Origin of the sequence: Sphingosinicella sp. (genome assembly GCF_013911755.1) — a bacterium.
Taxonomy (GTDB): Bacteria; Pseudomonadota; Alphaproteobacteria; order Sphingomonadales; family Sphingomonadaceae; genus Sphingosinicella.
The window spans coordinates 13,802-31,905 of record NZ_JACESP010000020.1 but is presented as its reverse complement, the minus strand read 5'-3'; the positions used below and the strand labels follow the sequence as shown (position 1 = coordinate 31,905).

Here is an 18,104-nt window from a genome sequence, read left to right as displayed (position 1 = left end):
ATTAGGTCTTTCAGCGGTTGGAGGCTTTCGCCCACGCCGTGTTCTGGATTGCCGATGCATCGAGCGCCTCGGCGAAACCGTTGAAGGAAAGCGGCAGCACCATCGGCTTGCCGTCGCTGCCGAGAACGGCGAGCGCACCCGCCTTCGCCGTGCGCAGCCGTGCGATCTCCGGCGTGCCGAGCAGGCGCTCGATGTAGCAGCCGCCCGCGTCGCAGCGCGTGTAGCCATAGCCTTCCAGATCGCTGGTTTCGTCGATGCGCAGCAATGGCGGCTGCGTGAGCCGCACGCCGAGCGGGAGACGGATCTGCACGGCATAGCGTTCGCCGCTGCCGCGATAGGCGAAGGCGACGCGCATGATCTGCTCGCCCGTGCTCTTCGATGTCGCGGCCTGCGCGATCTCGCACGGCGGCACGTCCGCCGCCGCCGTGCATTGCACGACCCAGTCGCCGTGGATGTCGGCCTTTGGTGTTTCGGGCGCGGCGGCGGCGAGTGCGACGAGGATGGCGGGCAGCGCGATCATGAAGCGGTCCTTGCTCCGGGTCATAGCGAGAGAGAGATCGAGAAATTGGCGCGCCATTTGCGCTCGGTCGGCCCCGAAAGGCCGCGCGCGGCCTCCGCCTGCGCGGTGAGGCGCGGCCCGATCTGCACCGAAATGCCGCCGCCTGCCGAGGACGCGGAATGACGCCGCGCCTCGCCGGTATCGAGGCGTCCCTTCTGCCAGCCGATGCCGCCATCGACGAAGCCGTGAACGCCGACCCCGATCTTGCCCGCCACCCCGCGCCGCCAGCGCGCTTCAAGCCCGCCCATCACGCAGTGATCGGCGCTCACCGTGCCGCTGTCGTAGCTGCGCCCGAAGCCCGCGCCGCCATAGCTGCATTCCGCCGCGCTCAGCAGCGCATCGGTCGCGGCCCATTGGCCGGAGCCCTTGGCGACAATCCCGAAATCGCCGCCCGCCACGCGCGCCACCGGCTGATAGCGCTGCGCGTAGAGCGTGACATTGAGGAAGGACGCGGAGCCGTTCATGCGCGTGCGCAGCGGATCGTCATCCCTCGTTGCGCCGAGCCCGGAGAAGCCCTTGATCGCGCCGACGCGAACGAGATTGATGCCGCCGCCGGTGTCGGCCCAGTCGAAATCGAGATCGACGGTCGCCGTGCGCATCCGGTCGCGCGTGAACGCCGTGCGCAGAACCGTGGAATCGGAATCGATCACGTGCCCGGCAAGGGTGAGGCCGATGTTGCTCGCGCGGCTACGGCGGATCGGGACCGCAATGCCGAGATCGACGTTCAGTGTCTCGCCGCGATAGCGGATCGCTTCGAGCAGTTCGCCGATCGGCCGGCTCCACGAAAAGCTCGCGCGCCCATCCAGGCGGACACCGTTCGGGCCGAGCCACTTGGTCGCTTCGCCGGTGAAGGAGCGGTAGCGGTCGCCGTCGGGGCTCGCCCATCCGCGCAGGCGCACCTCGCCGCTGTCGCCGCTGAAACGCAGCCCGCCGCCCAGCATGTCGCGGCCGAGCACGCCCGACATCATGTTGGTATAGCTCGCGTCGGCGCGCACGGCGCGGTGCGACAGATCGATCGTGAGCAGCGACGTGCCCGGCGTATCGGGTGATGGCGCGAGCTGCGATGTCGCGGCGAGCCCCGGCAGGTCGTTCATCAGCAGCAGCGCGCGCTCCAGATCCTCTGCCTTCAGCGGGCGCGATTCGAGAATGCGCGCCGCCGTCCGCACCGCGAGCAGTTCGCCCGCTGCGTCGCTCACGCTGCGGATTTCGCGCACCGTGCCGTTCCGTTTCACGCGGATCGCGGAGACGTGCCCCTCGATCACCTGGATACGCACGACGCCTTCGGAGAGCGCCTGCTCGGGAACGAGCGCGAAGGAGAGGAGATAGCCCTCCGCCGCATAGGCGCGCGTAACGGCGTCGGCGAACTGGAAGATCGCGCTGACGGCAACCTCTTCGCCCGGCTCCGCCCGCCACAGCGCCCGCAGGTCGGTTTCGGGAATCGCCGATGCGCCGTCGATCACGAGTGTGCGGAATGTGAATCGTGTTTCGGCGGCGGCTTCCGGCGCGACCTGCTGACGCAGCAGCGGCGCGGGCGCGGGTGCGGTCGCGCGGGCTTCGGGAATCGGCTCGGGCATCTGCGGCCGCGGCTCCGCGGTGCGCGGAATATCGGCGGGTGTCACCTGCGCCCCCGCTGCGTGGGCGGTGCAGAGCAGGACCGCGAGCACGGCCGGCGGGAGAACATCACGCATCGGCACGCTTTCTTGTTGATCGCTGGCGTGCCGGCGGTGTGTTCGCCGCAGCGCGCGCAGCCTGACGATCGAGCAGCGTCTGCCAGTTCGCCTGAGAGGTTTCGGCAAGTGCGGCGAGATCGAGCCAGCCCTTGCGGAACCAGTCGCCCAGACAATTGTCGGGAAGCGCACGCAGCTTCGCGCGATCGATCATCCGAAACCCGTCGATCCGGAATTGCGACTGGTCGGGAAGGTGGATATCGGCGCGCCGCGTTTCGAGAAGATCGCGCTCCCGCAAACCCGACACGAATTCCACCGTACGCAAATGATCGCGGTGATAGCGCTCGCAATAGTCGAGCGCGCGCGCGGCAAGAGGGGAGGCGGTGTCGCCGTCGAAAAGCCCATTCGCGTCCGCTGGCACCATGCCGTCGCGCTCGATCAATCGCGGCCGATCGATCGCCAGCATCAGCGCGTCGCTGTTCGGTGTGGTCACGGGCAGGAACGGATAGCGCCGAACATAGGCCGGCACGTAAGCGCCATCCGACCAGCGGCCCTCGCCGTCCACGAACAGATTGGAATCGCCGCCAAGTCCCAGCACCGCCAGCGGCACCGTCGTCTCGGTGTCGGCGAACACGATTGGATAGCAGCGCGCGGCGAGCGCGAATTCCGATGCGTTCAGCGGAACGGCCACGACGCTCGCCGCGAATTGAAAACTTTCGCAGGCGAGGAGTGCGGCGTGTTTGTGGAGATCGCCCCGGAGAAGGACGGGGTCTTCGTAAAGCAACGGAGGCATTTTTCACCAGCAGCATTGTTATTGTTATGTGCGACTGCCGTTCGACTTCGCGAGAGAACGCATAAACACGACATCCCCGGAATCGAACCGGGGATGGAACCGTTCCGGTGCTTCGAACCGTTCCCGCAATGATTGCGTTCTGATCATCCGGAGAGTCCGATCGATCGATATGGCGAATTTGCGGGCAGAAACGCGGCGCCACCAGATGCGGTCATTGTGGATGCAAATCCGCTCGCTGCGGCGGGTGCATTGCGGCGTGCGATCCACGGGCGCAGCGTGGAGGGGAAATGGATGTAGTGGCCCTGCTGCCAGTCCGCGCCGAGCGACGCGACGAGGCGGCTGTCCGCCTCCGTCTCGACGCCTTCGACGATGACCCCGGCGGCCATCGTGCCTGCAAGCCCGATCATGTGCGCAAGCGCGTTGCGGCATCGTGCCGATTGGCCTGCGCGGCGCAGAAAGAAGGCGTCGACCTTCACATAGTCGGGCGATAGGGCAAGCACGCTCCGCACGGAGCTGAAGCCCATGCCGAAATCGTCGATCGCGATCCGGCAGCCGAGTTCGCGCAGCGCGGATGTGAAGCGCGCGGCACTGGAAATCGAAGGGAACGCCGCGGTCTCGGTGATCTCCACGACGAGCCGACGCGTCGCGGCGGGGTTCGCGCGTAGCCGCGCGAGCGCATCGTCCCACCAGGGATCGAGAAGCGCACTCGCGGCGGAAATATTGACGCCGAGTCGCGCTGCGGAATCGGCCTCCAGCTCGTCGAGCACCAGCGACAGCATGATCTGGTCGAACGCGCGCACGAGGCCTGTGCGTTCCAGCGCTGCGACGGCGTCGCTCACCGTGGGCGTGTCGTCGCCGACGAGGCGCAGCAGGCATTCATGATAAAGGATTTCGTCCTCGCCGCTCACCGCCTGCCACGCGGGAAACAGGCGCCCCTCCGCCACGGCCGTGAACACCTGCGCGGCGGTCGCCATGTCGCGGCGATAGCGCGCGGCATCCGGGCACGCGGGCAGGGGGGCGCCGAAGGCGTCGTGAAGTGCGGCAAACCCGGCGGGGCTTATGTCTGCCCCGCTCGTGAATGTCGCCGCCGACCAGGCAATGGACACGGTCAGGAAAATGGAATCGTCCAGATACCGGATCGGCGAACGGGCAAATACGCTACGCAACTGCTGGGTGAAGTGTTCGGGGCTGCCCGGCACGACGAGCGCCGCATCGAGCCGGCCGAGCGCGCGATCGACGACATGCGTCGTGGCGCGCCCGGACACGGTGCTCTCAAGATGCTGCTGCGCTGCGAGTGCAGCGGCCTCGCCATAGGCTTTCGCGATCGACCGGATATTGTCGATTCGAAGCGCGATGAGGATCGGGGCGCAGTGGAAAACGCTGGCCACGGAGTCGTCCGGGTGCGCGGCTTCCGCCCCGATTGTCGTGAATCTTGCCGCCATGTCCGCCATGCGTTCCGCCAAATCCTGTTCGCCTTGGTTTGAGACGAAATAACCAAAACGGTATCAGAGGCGGCTGGACGACCGAGTATCGGGGATGAATACTCCCTATCGGAAGAAGAAAATCCAAAAAAACAATGTAATGGTAAAACAAAAATGTCCTGGAATATGTATAATACTAATGGAAAAAGAAAGTATCTTACAGAATCAGAAACTATGGATTTTGTTAGATTTGCGAAACAAAAAAGTAAAGATGTCTATGCGTTTTGTTGGCTGATGGCAGAAACGGGTTGCCGAATATCGGAGGCGCTGGCCGTTAGTGCGGAGAGTATAGATTTCCAGGCTGGAACCTTAATTATAAAATGCCTGAAGAAGCGGGGTAAATCTGTATATCGGGAAGTTCCTCTTTCTGAAGAATTCCTAAGATTCATGAAAAAATGGATAAATAGCAGGTCAAGTTCGGAATCCGATCTTTGGACATGGTCTCGCATGACTGCATATCGCCGTGTTTGCGAGGTGATGGTCGAGGCGGGACTTACCGGCGACTATGCGACACCGCGCGGACTACGCCACGGCTTCGGCGTCCGGGCCATTCAGTCGGGGGTTCCACTCAATCTGGTGCAGCGTTGGCTCGGCCACGCCGACATGAAGACGACGGCGATCTATGCGAGCGCGTCCGGACCGGAGGAGCGGCAGATCGCAGCGCGCATGTGGCTCGATGGGCGGGGCGGGGGTGGGGCGATGTCGGGCGGCGAAAGGGCGCCGCGCGAAAATAAAATCGAGTCCGATGAAAGGCTTGAATCCGCGAATTCCACGGAAAATGTATCAGCGCGAGCGCGTTCGGAGGGGGCGCGGGCACATGCTGCGGCGCCGCCGCCGTGGACGCTCAGATCAGCGGCGCGTTTAATTTATTGCCATCTGTTACGATATTGGTTATTTTGTAACACGAATTTTCATTGCGTTTCATTGACTTACCTCGCGTCCCATGGGGTTTTCCGTCTCCGGTCGTTATTGTCCCGAACGACGGTTTTTCGGCCATTCGGCCTGATTGCGGACCCTGTGCCGTCCGACCGGAAATTATGCAATCGTACAATTGTCGCAGATCGGCTGTCCGGGCGAGGGGTCGGGTCCGGGTTATGAATTCGGTGTCGCATCAGGCGAACAGGTGCGTCACGTCGGCATCGGGCATGATGGCATCGATCAGAAGCGTGCGGTGGCAGCAGGCAGGGTCGCGCTCGAAGCAGAGCAGCGCGGTCGGCTTCTCTCGGGCAAGCTCGATCAGCTGTTCTGCCTGAACAATGGCCTCGGGCTCGCGGAGCTGGCCTTCGTATACGGCGGCGAGTCCGGCGTGATCGCCCTTCCGCGCAGCCTCCCGGCCCGCAGGCGGTGTGCCGAGCGCCTTCAGCCCGACATAATCGATCCCGGCTTCGCGCAGACCGGCGGCAAGCACGTTCTTCGAAAACCCCGGGCGCCGCGAGAGCGGCACGGCGCGGACATCGGCGACCACCGTGACGCCGGCATCGCGCAGCGCCGCGATAAAGGCCTCCTGCGTCGTTCCTTCGTAGCCGATCGAGAAGATGCGCATGACGCTTCATAGCATTGCTTGCATTGCCTTGTGAATCCTCTCAAATTCCGGCCAAACAAGGGGAGGCGCGGCCCATGGATGGGCTTGTCCTGTTCGCGATCGCCGCGGCCTACGTGTCCGCGCTGTTCGCGCTCGCCTACTGGGCGGAGAACCGGCGTGGCCGCTGGCTGAAGCCGCGCTACCGGATTCCGGCCTACACGCTCGCGCTCGCGGTCTATTGCACGAGCTGGACGTTCTACGGCGCGGTCGGCAGCGCGGTGGCGGACGGTTGGCTGTACCTGCCGATCTATCTCGGGCCGATCCTCATCTATCTGTTCGGCTGGCGTTTCCTCGAGCGGCTTGTCGAAACCGTCCAGCGCGAGGGCGCCACCTCGATCGCCGATTTCATCGGCTCGCGTTTCGGCAAGAGCCGCACGGTCGCGGCGCTGGTCACGCTGCTCGCGCTCCTCGGCACGATCCCCTATCTTGCGCTGCAGTTGCGCTCGGTCGGCACCAGTTTCGCGGAGTTCACCGGCACAGACAGTCCCGGCCTCGTCATGGGATTTACCGCCGCGATGCTGGCGCTGTTCGCGATGCTGTTCGGCACGCGGCGCTACGAGGCGGCGGGCCGCAACGACGGCGTTCTCTTCGCGGTCGGCGTTGAATCGCTCGTGAAGCTCGCCGCGCTGGTCGCGGCGGGCGTGTTTGCAGCGGTCGTGTTCATGGGCCTCGACGCGCCGACGCGCACATCCGGTATGGCGGCACTCGGCGAGAATTTCGCGCCCGCGGGCATCGGCATCGATTTCCTTGTCGTGACGCTGCTTTCGATGATGGCGATCGTCTGCCTGCCGCGCCAGTTCTACATCGGCGTGATCGAGGCTGCATCCGTCCAGGATGTCCGCCGCTCGCGCCTGCCCTTCGCCGCTTATCTCGTCGTCACGTCGCTGGTCGTGATCCCGATCGCGCTCGCCGCGACCGCGCTCGTTCCGGCAGGGGCCAGCGCCGATCTGCTCGTGCTTGAAATGCCGCTCGCCGCGGGTGCGGAGGCCATCGCGATCCTCGTGTTCATCGGCGGCTTCTCGGCGGCGACGGGCATGGCGATCGTCGAATCCGTCGCGCTTTCCACGATGGTTTCGAACGATCTCATCGCGCCGCTTCTGCTGCGCAGCCCGCGCTGGGCAAACGATGCCAATCTCGGCCGCGTGATGCTCACGATCCGGCGCGTCGTCATCGCCTCGGTGATGGCGGGTGCGCTCGCCTACACGCAGATCATTCCGGCGGGCGAGCGGCTCGCCGCGATCGGGCTGATCGCGTTTGCGGCAATGGCACAGTTCGCGCCGAGCCTCGTGCTCGCCGTAGGCCGCGCCGGGCGCGATGCAGCGGCGGCCAAGGCGGGGCTTTCGACCGGCCTCGTGCTGTGGGCCTACACGCTCTTCATTCCCGCCGTCGTCGGCGCCGAAGGCATCGCGCCGCTCGCCGGAACGTTCGCCGACCCCAATGCGCTGCTCGGCCTTGATGGGCTCAGCCCGCTCGTCCACGGCACGCTCTGGAGCCTCGGGCTCAACATCGCCGTCCACGCACTCGTCGCGGCACGGCGCATCCGCTCGGCGCGTGTCTCCTTCGATTTCGGCGACGGCGTCGCGCGTGTGTCCGATCTCGCGGGGCTTGCCCGTCTCGTCGAGCGCTTCGTGGGCGCCGAGCGCACTGCCGCTGCGTTCGGCGATGCGCCAGCAGGCGTTCCGGTCGGGCGCGGGGCCGCGCAGATGGCCGAGCGCATGATCGCGGGCGTTGTCGGCGCACCTTCCGCACGCTCTCTTGTTGCGTCCGCGCTTTCCGGCACGACATTCACCGCAAGCGACGTTGCGCTGATGCTCGATGAAAGCAGCGGCAGCCTGCAATTCTCGAAGGATCTGCTCGCCGCGACGCTCGAACACATCGATCCGGGCGTCAGCGTGGTCGATAGCGATCTTAATCTCGTGGCGTGGAACAGCCGTTATCTCGACCTGTTCGATTATCCGCCCGGTATGGTGCGCGTCGGCGCGCCGGTCGCCGAACTCATCCGCCACAATGCACTGCGCGGCGAATGCGGCCCCGGGGAGGTCGACGATCATGTGCAGCGGCGCCTCGATCACATGCGGCGCGGCAGTCGGCACAGTTTCGAACGCATCCGCCCCGATGGCCGCGTCATAAAGACCGTCGGCGGCCCGATGCCGCGCGGCGGCTACGTGATGTGCTTCACCGATATCACGGCGGAAGCCGAGGCGCGCGCAGCCCTCGAACAGTCGCGCGCCGAGCTCGAAATCCGCGTCACGCAGCGCACTGCCGAACTGTCCGAAGCCAATGTCGCGCTTGCGCGGGCAACGCGTGAAAAGACGCGTTTCCTCGCCGCCGCAAGCCACGATCTGCTGCAGCCGCTCCACGCCGCCCGCCTGTTTGCCGCCGCCCTCGACCGCGAGGTGAGCGGAAGCGGTCATGTGCTCGTGGATCGGATCGACCAGTCGATCGTCGCCGCCGAGCAGCTCCTGCGCACGCTGCTCGATATCTCGAAGCTCGACGCAGGCGGCTTCGAACCGACGATCACCGTCTTCCAGTTGAAACCCCTGCTCCACGAGGTCGCGGCGACATTCCAGCCGATGGCCGCGGAAAAGGGACTGACGCTGCGTATCGGTGGTGTCGATGCGACGCTCGAAACCGATCGCACGCTGCTTCGCTCGATCGTGCAGAATCTCCTATCGAACGCCGTCCGCTACACCGCGCGCGGCGGTATCGTCCTCGGCGCGCGGCGGCGGGGCGAGCGCGTGCGCATCGATGTCGTCGACACCGGCCCCGGCATTCCGGAAGACAAGCAGGACCTGATCTTCCGCGAATTCGAAAGGCTCGGTACGGGCGGCGAGGCGGGCGTCGGGCTCGGCCTCGCCATCGTCGATCGTGCCGCCCGCCATCTTGGCGCGAAGGTCGACCTTGCATCGGTGCAGGGCAGGGGCAGCCGCTTCAGCGTCACCTTCGACCTCGCGAACGCGCAGCCGCCGCTGATCCAGGATGAAAAGGCCGTTTCGGTGACGGACGCGGTGCCGCTGCATCTCCTCGTCGTTGATGACGATCTTGCGGTCTGCGAGGCAATGACCGTGCTCGGCACCAGCCGGGGCCACCGCGTCACGACCGCAAACGACCCCGAGGCTGCGCTTGCCCACGAAGGCCCGTTCGATGTCGCGCTCGTCGATTTCCAGCTCGGTGCCGACATGGACGGTATCGATCTCATCGCCCACCTGCGCGCGCGCCATCCCGGCCTGCGCGCCGCGCTCGTCACGGCGGATCGCAGCCCGGAAACGCCGCGCCGCGCCGCCGCGCTTGGCATTCCCGTGCTCGCAAAGCCGCTGGCGGCGGCGACGCTCGATGCGTGGCTTGCAGGCGCGGCGGAAGAACCCCGCGCTGCCTGAATCAGGTCCCAATGTTGATTGGTCTTAGAGATATTCGGAGTCGGATGGATCGTCCACGATCCCCCCCCTCCCTGAAGCGGAGGGGCTTACCGATCCAATCCGGAACAGAACATCTGGGCAGTGCGGACAAGTTCGGACGGTCAGGAATCAACGCGGTTGCATACATGGTCGCGCTGAAGATATCCTCTCGTTATGCGTGCCGCCGTTTTACTTTGCTTCGCACTCGTCAATTGCTCGCCCGGCGATCGTTTCGATCAAGAGGCGTGGAAGAATGCCGACCTCATGGGTCGCGCGCGCGCCGACATGCTCCAAGATTTTTTGGATCGTTACCCACTGAAGGGAAAGACTCGCAGCGAAGTAATCGCCTTACTCGGAGAACCCACAAAAACAGACAAGTGGGACGGTACAGAGATGGCTTATGTGCTCGGCAATGATGGCTCTTATATGCCGATTGACAACGAGTGGTTGTTAATCGACCTGGATCAGCATCAGAGAGTGGTGACATTCAAGAGGGTGCGGGACTGACGCGGGGATGCCTGCACCTCTTCAAAAAAATCATTCATTCGGTGAGCGCGGAACCTGACACTACCGCCTAGTGCTTGATGCCGATGCCGAGCGCGCGTGCCGCAAGCGCCGCTTGTGTCCGGTTGCCGACGTCGAGCTTGCGCAGGATCACGGTCATGTGCGCCTTCACGGTTGCCTCGGTAATGCCGAGGTCGAAGGCGATCTGCTTGTTGAGTCGTCCGTCGAGAACGCCGAGAAGCACACGAAGCTGGGTCGGCGTCAGTGCCGCGACACGCGCTGCGACATCATCGAGTTCGCCGCTCGCGGGCGCGGCGATGGTTTCCCCGGCAAGCGCGTTCGCGATGGCCTTTTCGATCGTGCCGAGGTCGCTTTCCTTGCTCACGAAACCCACGGCGCCGAACCGCCGTGCCTCTGCCGCCGCGGTCGAAGCTTCGGCGCTCGACACCACGAGGATCGGCACGCCGGGCCGCTCGGCATGGAGCAGCGCGACGCCTGAATAGCCGGTCGCGCCGGGCATGTTGAGATCAAGCAGGATGAGCGCGATGTCCGCATTCGCCTCCGCCGCGCGCGACGCGGTGTCGAGCGTCCCCGCCTCGATGATGCGGGCGGCGGGGCGGACGCGGGTGGCAGCGAGCGAGAGCGCCTGTCGGAACAGGGGGTGGTCGTCCGCGATCAGGATGCTCTCGCCTGCCATGCAGGTTCACCTCTGGCGATTGCCGACGAGGTTCGCAACCACGGAAGGGTCCGCGAGCGTCGATGTGTCGCCAAGGTTGGAAACGTCGCCTTCGGCGATCTTGCGCAGGATGCGCCGCATGATCTTGCCCGATCGCGTCTTGGGGAGGCCGGGCGCAAACTGGATGGCGTCCGGAGTCGCGATGGGGCCGATCTCGCGGCGCACCCATTGCACGAGTTCGCGGCGCAGCGCGTCGTCACCGGTCTCGTTGGCGTTCAGCGTCACATAGGCATAGATGCCCTGGCCCTTCAGGTCGTGCGGCATCCCGACGACCGCCGCTTCCGCGACCTTCGCATGGGCGACGAGCGCGCTTTCGATCTCGGCGGTGCCCATGCGGTGGCCGGACACGTTGATCACGTCGTCGACGCGGCCCGTGATCCAGTAATAGCCGTCGGCGTCGCGGCGGCAGCCGTCACCTGTGAAATACTTGCCTGCATAGGTCGTGAAATAGGTCTGGAAGAAGCGTTCGTGGTCGCCCCAGATCGTGCGCGCCTGTCCCGGCCAGCTGTCGGTGATGACAAGATTGCCCTCGGCGGCGCCGTCCAGAACCTTGCCCTCGGAATCGACGAGTTCGGGCTTCACGCCGAACATGGGCTTGGTCGCGCTTCCGGGTTTCAGGTCGGTCGCGCCCGGCATCGGCGAAATCATCGCGCCGCCGGTCTCCGTCTGCCACCACGTATCGACGATCGGGCAGCGGCCTTCGCCGACCACGCGGTGATACCATTCCCACGCCTCCGGGTTGATCGGCTCGCCGACGGTGCCGAGCAGGCGCAGCGATTTGCGGCTGGTGCGCGTCACCCAGTCGTCGCCCTCGCGCATCAGCGCGCGGAGCGCCGTCGGTGCCGCGTAGAAAATTTCCACCTGGTATTTGTCGATGATATTCCAGAAGCGGCTGAAGTCCGGGTGGTTCGGGATGCCTTCGTACATCAATGTCGTCGCGCCGTTCGCAAGCGCGCCGTAGACGACATAGGTGTGGCCCGTCACCCAGCCCACGTCCGCCGCGCACCAGAACACCTCGCCCGGGCGGTAATCGAACACGTATTGATGCGTCATCGATGCCCAGACGAGGTAGCCGCCGGTCGTATGAAGCACGCCCTTGGGCTTTCCGGTGGAACCCGAAGTGTAGAGGATGAACAGCGGGTCTTCCGCGTTCATCGTTTCGGCCGCACAGTCCGCCGCGGCGGCGGCGACGGCATCGTGATACCAGATGTCGCGGCCGTCCTTCATCGCGATGTCCGCGCCCGTGCGGCGCACCACGATCACCTTTTCAACGCTCGTGCAGTGGGTCAGCGCCTCGTCGACATTGGCCTTCAGCGGCACGCGCTTCCCGCCGCGCAGCCCCTCGTCGGCGGTGATGACGAGCTGGGAATCGCAATCGGTGATGCGCCCGGCGAGACTGTCGGGCGAAAACCCGCCGAACACCACCGAGTGGATCGCGCCGATGCGCGCGCAGGCGAGCATGGCGGCAGCGGCTTCCGGGATCATCGGCAGATAGATCGTCACGCGGTCGCCCTTGCGGATGCCGCTTGCCTTCAGCGCGTTCGCCAGTCGGCACACCTCGTTGTGCAGCGCGCGGTAGCTGATGATGCGGCTGTCACCGGGTTCGTCCCCTTCCCAGATAATGGCGATCGCGTCGGGCCGGTCGGCGACGTGGCGGTCGAGGCAGTTGGCGGAGACGTTGAGCGCGCCGTCCTCGAACCACTTGATGCCGAAGTCGGCCTCGGCGAACGATGTGGCCTTCACCTTCGTGAACGGCGTCATCCAGTCGAGCCGCTGCGCCTCGCGTTTCCAGAATACCTCGGGGTCGCGCGCGGCCTCGGCGTAGAATTCCGCATAGGTGTCGGGGTTGATCATGGCGCGTGTGCGCCATTCGGCGGGAACCGGATAGGTCGCTGCTGCGCTGCTGGCGGATGCGGCAAGACTGGCCATGATGATCTCCTCCCGTTCTGTTTGGGGCAGCACATAGGGCAGGGGAGCCCTGTCGCGCATCCTCGACCATGGTCGTAGCTGCATTCGACCATCGTCGGGGTGTTCCCGCTGCCCGGTCAGCGCGATGCTCAGCAGCGTCGGTATAGTCCCGCCAGGGGACCGGCCGCCACTGGGAGGATTGCCATGACCATGCGTTCGCGGCCCGGCCTGTGCGCCGGTGTCGCCCTGATCGCCCTGATCGCTGGGCCGGCAAGCGCCGCCGAAACCCCCGACATCGAAGCGCGCATGAGCGCGATCGAGAGCCGCATGGCGGCGCTCACCGGCGAGCTTGAAGCCACCCGCGCGGAAAACGCCTCGCTCCGTAACGCGCTTGCCGAAACCCGCGCGAAGGCATCGCCGTCACCTGCGGACGGTTTCAAGGTCGGCGGCACCACCATCAAGATCGGCGGCTTTCTGAAAACCGTCGCGACGTTCAGCCGGTGGGACGATGGCGACGTCGCGGGCAATTCGCTCGGCCGCGATTTCTATCTGCCGCAGGCAATTCCCGTGGGCGGAACGCGCGAGTCCACGGACAGCGATTTCTCCGCAAAGCAGACGCGCCTTTGGCTGAACCTCTCGACCGACGTTTCCGGCCACACGCTGAAGGGCTATCTCGAAACCGATTTCCAGTCCGCGCCCGGCACGCAGGGATCGGAGCGCACGACGAACGGCTACAACCTCGCGCTGCGCCGCGCCTGGGTCCAGTTCGACAATCTGCTCGTGGGGCAGGACTGGTCGACCTTCCAGTATGTCGGCGCGCTTCCCGAAACCACGGATTTCGTCGGCCCCACCGAAGGCACGGTCTTCGTCCGCCAGCCGCTCGTGCGCTACACGGCGAAGTTGACACCTGCGCTCGCGCTCAGCGTCTCCGCCGAAAACGCCGAGTCCGCGACTATTTCGTCTACTTCGCCCACTCTTGTCGAGAACGACGACGACCGTCTCCCCGACTTCGTCGCAAGGCTCACCTACACCGCTCCCATCGGCGAACTCTCCTTCGCCGGGCTGTTCCGCCAACTGTCGGTCGATAACGGCACCGTCTCCGACACGGCCGCGGCCTGGGGGATCAGCGCCGCCGGCAAGATCGTGTTCGGACCCGACAAGCGCCACGACCTCCGCTTCATGGCAACCTACGGCGACGGCATCGGCCGCTACGTCGGCCTGAACTTCGCGCCCGATGCGGTGTACGACGGGTTTCCCGGCAGTACGCTCGAAACGGTGAAGACCTTCGCCGCACTCGCCGCCCTGAAGCTGGGCTGGACCCCGACGCTACGCTCCACCGTCATGGCCGGATACCAGAACGCCAGCTATCCTTCGCCGGCGCCGCTCACGGCGAACGACAAGGCGTGGAGCCTTGCCGCGAACCTGTTCTGGTCGCCCGTGAAGGCGCTCGATCTCGGCGTCGAATACCGCCACGGTGAACGCGAGTTGCTGAACGGACTTGCCGGACAGCTCAATCGTCTGGAATTTGCAGCAAAATACAATTTCTGAGGGAGAGGGAACAGGGACATGGCAACCGCTTACGACAGCATCCCCAAGCACCATAAGGCGACGCAGAGCGAAAAGCTCGTCATCGCCGCATCGTCGCTGGGTACGGTTTTCGAATGGTATGATTTCTACCTCTACGGTCTTCTGGCGCTTTACATCTCGTCCCACTTCTTCTCGGGCGTGAATGAAACCACGGGCTTCATCCTCGCGCTTGCGGCGTTCGCGGCGGGTTTCGCGGTGCGGCCCTTCGGCGCCATTTTCTTCGGGCGCATCGGCGATCTCGTCGGGCGCAAGAACACGTTCCTCGTAACGATGGGTATCATGGGCCTTTCGACGTTCGCGGTCGGCCTGTTGCCGTCCTATGGCACGATCGGCGTCGCCGCGCCGTTCATCCTTGTGGCCCTGCGTCTGCTTCAGGGCCTCGCGCTGGGCGGCGAGTACGGCGGCGCGGCCACATATGTTGCCGAGCACGCCCCCAACCACAAGCGTGGCCTCTATACCAGCTGGATCCAGACCACGGCGACGCTCGGCCTGTTCGCCGCGCTCCTCGTCGTCATCGGCATCCGCACCGTCATGGGCGAGGAAGCCTTCGCCGACTGGGGCTGGCGGATTCCGTTTCTCGTTTCGATCATCCTGCTCGCGGTCTCGATGTGGATCCGTATGCAGCTTTCCGAAAGCCCGGTCTTCCAGAAGATGAAGGACGAGGGCACCACATCAAAGGCGCCTCTCACCGAAGCGTTCGGCAAGTGGGGTAACCTCAAGTGGGTGCTGATCGCACTGATGGGCGCGGTCGCGGGGCAGGCAGTGGTCTGGTACACGGGCCAGTTCTACGCGCTGTTCTTCCTTGAAAAGACGCTGAAGGTAGACGGCGCGACCGCCAACATCCTCATCGCGATCGCGCTTGCACTCGGCACGCCGTTCTTCATCTTCTTCGGCTGGCTGTCGGACAAGATCGGCCGCAAGCCCATCATCCTCACGGGCTGCCTGATCGCGGCGCTCACCTACTTCCCGTTGTTCGGTGCGCTCACGAAGGCGGCGAACCCGGCGCTTGCGGCAGCGCAGGCGGCGGCTCCGATCAGCGTGATAGCAAACCAGGACGAGTGCTCGTTCCAGTTCGATCCGATCGGCAAGAACAAGTTCGACAGCTCAAGCTGTGACATCGCCAAGGCCTATCTCGCCAAGGCGGGTCTCAACTACAAAAACGTGGAGGCGCCCGCAGGCACCGTCGCTGAAATCCACATCGGCGGCACCACGATCGCAGCTCCGAATCCGGCAGAGGTGACGGGGGCGGACCGCACGGCGGCAATCACGGCCTTTCAGGATCAGGTGAAGAGTGCGCTCGGCGATGCCGGTTACCCGGCAGCTGCGGACCCGGACCGGATCGACAAGCCGATGGTGGTGGCGATCCTTTTCTTCCTCGTGCTGCTCGTGACGGCGGTATACGGCCCGATCGCGGCACTTTTGGTCGAATTGTTCCCGAGCCGCATCCGCTACACATCGATGTCGCTGCCGTATCACATCGGCAACGGCTGGTTCGGCGGTTTCCTGCCGACGACGGCCTTCGCGATGGTCGCGGCGACGGGTGATATCTACTACGGCCTCTGGTATCCGGTGGTGGTGGCGGTGATCACGCTCGTGGTCGGGATTCTGTTCCTGCCGGAAACCTTCCGCCGCAACATCGACGAGTAAACGTACCCCACATGAATCCGGGCGGCGATGGCAGCATCGCCGCCCGTTTCTTGCCGGCTTGACTCCTGCAGCCCACCCGCCTAAGTCACGCGCCTTCGCAAGCGGCTCTGCCGCCCACGGCCCCTTCGTCTAGCGGTCCAGGACGTCGCCCTCTCACGGCGAAAACACGGGTTCGAGTCCCGTAGGGGTCACCACGAAGGCTTCCCAAGGCTCCCAAGACGTGTCATAAGCGGCTGTTTTCAGCCATTTATTCCGCTATAATGCTCCTAGGCCATCCCGCTCTGGACCGCCACATCCCATCAATCTGATGGTATTTTTGATGGTACGTCGCGCGGGCCCGAAAGGGCGATACCATCATCTCAGGATCGTCCGACCCCGTAGAGGCTTCTTTGTTATGCTGGCCGCAGCGGACATGATTGAGGTCGCCGTCCACGCATCCGCTCGAGATAGACAGTCCGAAGCTGACGACTTGAGGCTTCGTCGCGGGCGACAAGAAACAGCCTAGGTCCCGCGCGCTATGCCTTCACACATGATGTCGTTCCATATCGTGCGCTTGAGGTCTTGAGCGCCAAGACGACACATCTCTGCCGGCGTCCATGGCTCAAATGGTATCGCGCCATCTCCAGGGCATGGAAATGCGTAAACTTGGCCGATGCGATCGAGCGGCCTGCGAGAAAACTCTCCCTAGGATTGGGTCACTCGATCTAAACGGCGAAATGATCGCATGGGGGACGTTGGTGCGCATTATCGTGGCTCGTTCACGGCTGCCTCAGTTCGCATGGCCTCCAGCTCAACCACGATATTCTTATGTTTTGCCCTGGTCAGATGATAACCGAAAAGGAACAGCGGTGCGACTATAACGATCAGCGCAGGCAGTGGCCCTGCGATCAGGCCGAGCCTTTCAACGACATGGCTGGGAAGCTGGAAGGCGTCGGGACGCGAGGCGAGATCGGCAGGAAAGCCGACGACATCCAACGCAATGCCGGCGATCAGGCCGCCGAGACCGGAAGCGCCTTTGTAGGCCAAGGTAAGGCCGGAAAAGAACAGGCCCTCCCGTCGAACCCCGAATAGCCATTCGTGCTCGTCAGCGGTGTCAGCAAGCATCGACTGAAATGCTACGCCTCCTATCATGATCGTCGTACCGAACAGGATTCCATTGACGACCAGGATCGGCGTCGTGCTGGACGGTGTGAATATCTGAGGATTGTAAATCTTCACGAGGGGCGGCCACATCAGAAATATAGCGATCCCGAGAAATGCTGAGATCGCCAGTGTGCGTTTCTCGCTCCTGCGCAGAATAAAGCTGCTGATGGGTGCGCCCAACAGCGGTCCGAGCGTGGAACTGAGGAGGACTAACTGGATGGAGAATGTATCGAGATTCCAGAAATAGCGTGTTGCGTGCAGCGACAAAGATACCGATGCCGAATAGGCAAGGAAGTAGAGGAGCACGGTTCCGAACAGGACTAGGAACGAGCGATTGCGGCCCAATTCGATCATCTCCCGCCTGAAGCTGGCAAGAAAGGGTGTCGTCTCCGGGGTTGGAGCATGTAACCGTGGGAGGGCCTTCCTGACAGCGACAATGGCGATGAGTCCTGCGAGCATAATGAGCACCGCAGATGTCCAGGCATAGGGGATGTAGCGCTCTCGGGCGAGCAGGCCACCGTCGCCGGACATGTAAACGCCGAGGCCAAGGATGACGCCAAGCAAGATGCCGCCGCTCTGGGAGATCAGGCGATAGGATACGATCGAAGCGCGCTCCCGGTAGTCATCGGTTACTTCGGCGCCCACGGCCGTATACGGCAGAACAAAACCGGACAGCGTCACTCGAAGGACAATCAGGCAACCCGTTACGTAGATGAATTGCGGGAATCCGGTCAGGGACTCTGGCATGGAGAACAATATGCCAAAGGCAATTGCGAATGGCGGCAGGCTGAAGACCATCCAGGGCAATCGGCGCCCCCAGCGCGAGCGAAGGCGGTCACTCGCCAGCCCGATCGCCGGATCGGCTATGGCGTCGACCAGAAGGGCGATCAGTTTTGCCGTACCCGCCAGGGTGCCGGACATGCCGCACACGGCAGTGAGATAGAACAACAGGAAGAAGCCAAATCCTGCGGCGACAATGCCGTCGGCGAGCGCCCCCGCGCCATAACCTGCCTTGAGACTGACTGACAGTGGACGGCCACGCCGGGCAGTTGCCGTTGACCAGTGGTCAGCCGCGGACTTCGCTTCTGCCTGAGGCATCAAC

13 protein-coding genes and 1 tRNA gene are annotated in these 18,104 nt (G+C 64.2%); 6 read left to right on the top strand and 8 right to left on the bottom strand.

The window, feature by feature from the left end; all coding sequences use genetic code 11:
• Window positions 1-10: 10 nt before the first annotated feature.
• From H2052_RS13585 to H2052_RS13570, 4 genes are all read right to left on the bottom strand, one after another.
• Window positions 11-520: an invasion associated locus B family protein gene (locus H2052_RS13585; protein ID WP_293782578.1), complete on the bottom strand. Its 510-nt coding sequence runs from the start codon at window positions 518-520 to the stop codon at window positions 11-13.
• Window positions 521-540: 20 nt separating this feature from the next.
• Window positions 541-2,247 carry a POTRA domain-containing protein gene (locus H2052_RS13580; protein WP_293782576.1) on the bottom strand — a complete coding sequence of 569 codons (1,707 nt, stop codon included), beginning with the start codon at window positions 2,245-2,247 and terminating at the stop codon, window positions 541-543.
• A complete protein-coding gene (locus H2052_RS13575) occupies window positions 2,240-3,019 on the bottom strand; it encodes a SapC family protein (RefSeq protein WP_293782574.1) in 780 nt (259 codons plus the stop codon). The genes H2052_RS13580 and H2052_RS13575 overlap by 8 nt, the downstream gene beginning before the upstream one ends.
• A gap of 143 nt (window positions 3,020-3,162) precedes the next feature.
• Window positions 3,163-4,482, bottom strand: coding sequence for an EAL domain-containing protein (locus H2052_RS13570; protein ID WP_293782572.1), 1,320 nt, complete (start codon window positions 4,480-4,482; stop codon window positions 3,163-3,165).
• Window positions 4,483-4,614: 132 nt separating this feature from the next.
• On the opposite strand from H2052_RS13570, the gene H2052_RS13565 reads away from it, so the two are divergent.
• On the top strand, window positions 4,615-5,598 hold the full coding sequence (locus tag H2052_RS13565; protein ID WP_293782570.1) for a site-specific integrase: 984 nt from the start codon (window positions 4,615-4,617) through the stop codon (window positions 5,596-5,598).
• A gap of 13 nt (window positions 5,599-5,611) precedes the next feature.
• Here H2052_RS13565 and H2052_RS13560 read toward each other — a convergent pair whose 3' ends face one another.
• Window positions 5,612-6,043, bottom strand: coding sequence for a DUF488 domain-containing protein (locus tag H2052_RS13560; protein ID WP_293782568.1), 432 nt, complete (start codon window positions 6,041-6,043; stop codon window positions 5,612-5,614).
• A 74-nt stretch (window positions 6,044-6,117) separates the two neighbouring features.
• Between H2052_RS13560 and H2052_RS13555 the strand changes: the two genes are divergently transcribed.
• Entirely contained in the window at window positions 6,118-9,459 is a 3,342-nt protein-coding gene (locus H2052_RS13555; RefSeq protein WP_293782566.1) for a PAS-domain containing protein, read from the top strand.
• Between the two features lie 192 nt (window positions 9,460-9,651).
• A complete protein-coding gene (locus tag H2052_RS13550) occupies window positions 9,652-9,984 on the top strand; it encodes a hypothetical protein (protein ID WP_293782564.1) in 333 nt (110 codons plus the stop codon).
• A 67-nt stretch (window positions 9,985-10,051) separates the two neighbouring features.
• Here the strand turns inward: H2052_RS13550 and H2052_RS13545 are convergent, their stop codons facing one another.
• Together H2052_RS13545 and acs are read right to left on the bottom strand one after the other, a co-directional pair.
• Complete coding sequence (locus H2052_RS13545; RefSeq protein WP_293782562.1) at window positions 10,052-10,678, bottom strand: response regulator transcription factor; 627 nt, start codon at window positions 10,676-10,678, stop codon at window positions 10,052-10,054.
• Window positions 10,679-10,684: 6 nt separating this feature from the next.
• The gene (acs, locus tag H2052_RS13540; RefSeq protein WP_293782560.1) at window positions 10,685-12,646 is read right to left on the bottom strand and encodes an acetate--CoA ligase; all 1,962 of its coding nucleotides are present in this window, start codon (window positions 12,644-12,646) and stop codon (window positions 10,685-10,687) included.
• A gap of 183 nt (window positions 12,647-12,829) precedes the next feature.
• On the opposite strand from acs, the gene H2052_RS13535 reads away from it, so the two are divergent.
• The 3 genes from H2052_RS13535 (at window position 12,830) to H2052_RS13525 (ending at window position 16,053) form a co-directional block, all read left to right on the top strand.
• On the top strand, window positions 12,830-14,173 hold the full coding sequence (locus H2052_RS13535; RefSeq protein WP_293782558.1) for a DcaP family trimeric outer membrane transporter: 1,344 nt from the start codon (window positions 12,830-12,832) through the stop codon (window positions 14,171-14,173).
• An 18-nt stretch (window positions 14,174-14,191) separates the two neighbouring features.
• The gene (locus H2052_RS13530) at window positions 14,192-15,859 is read left to right on the top strand and encodes an MFS transporter (RefSeq protein WP_293782556.1); all 1,668 of its coding nucleotides are present in this window, start codon (window positions 14,192-14,194) and stop codon (window positions 15,857-15,859) included.
• A gap of 118 nt (window positions 15,860-15,977) precedes the next feature.
• Window positions 15,978-16,053: transfer RNA gene (locus H2052_RS13525), tRNA-Glu, on the top strand.
• A gap of 550 nt (window positions 16,054-16,603) precedes the next feature.
• On the opposite strand, the gene H2052_RS13520 is transcribed toward H2052_RS13525, so the two are convergent.
• Window positions 16,604-18,100, bottom strand: coding sequence for an MFS transporter (locus H2052_RS13520; protein ID WP_293782554.1), 1,497 nt, complete (start codon window positions 18,098-18,100; stop codon window positions 16,604-16,606).
• Between the last annotated feature and the right edge of the window lie 4 nt (window positions 18,101-18,104).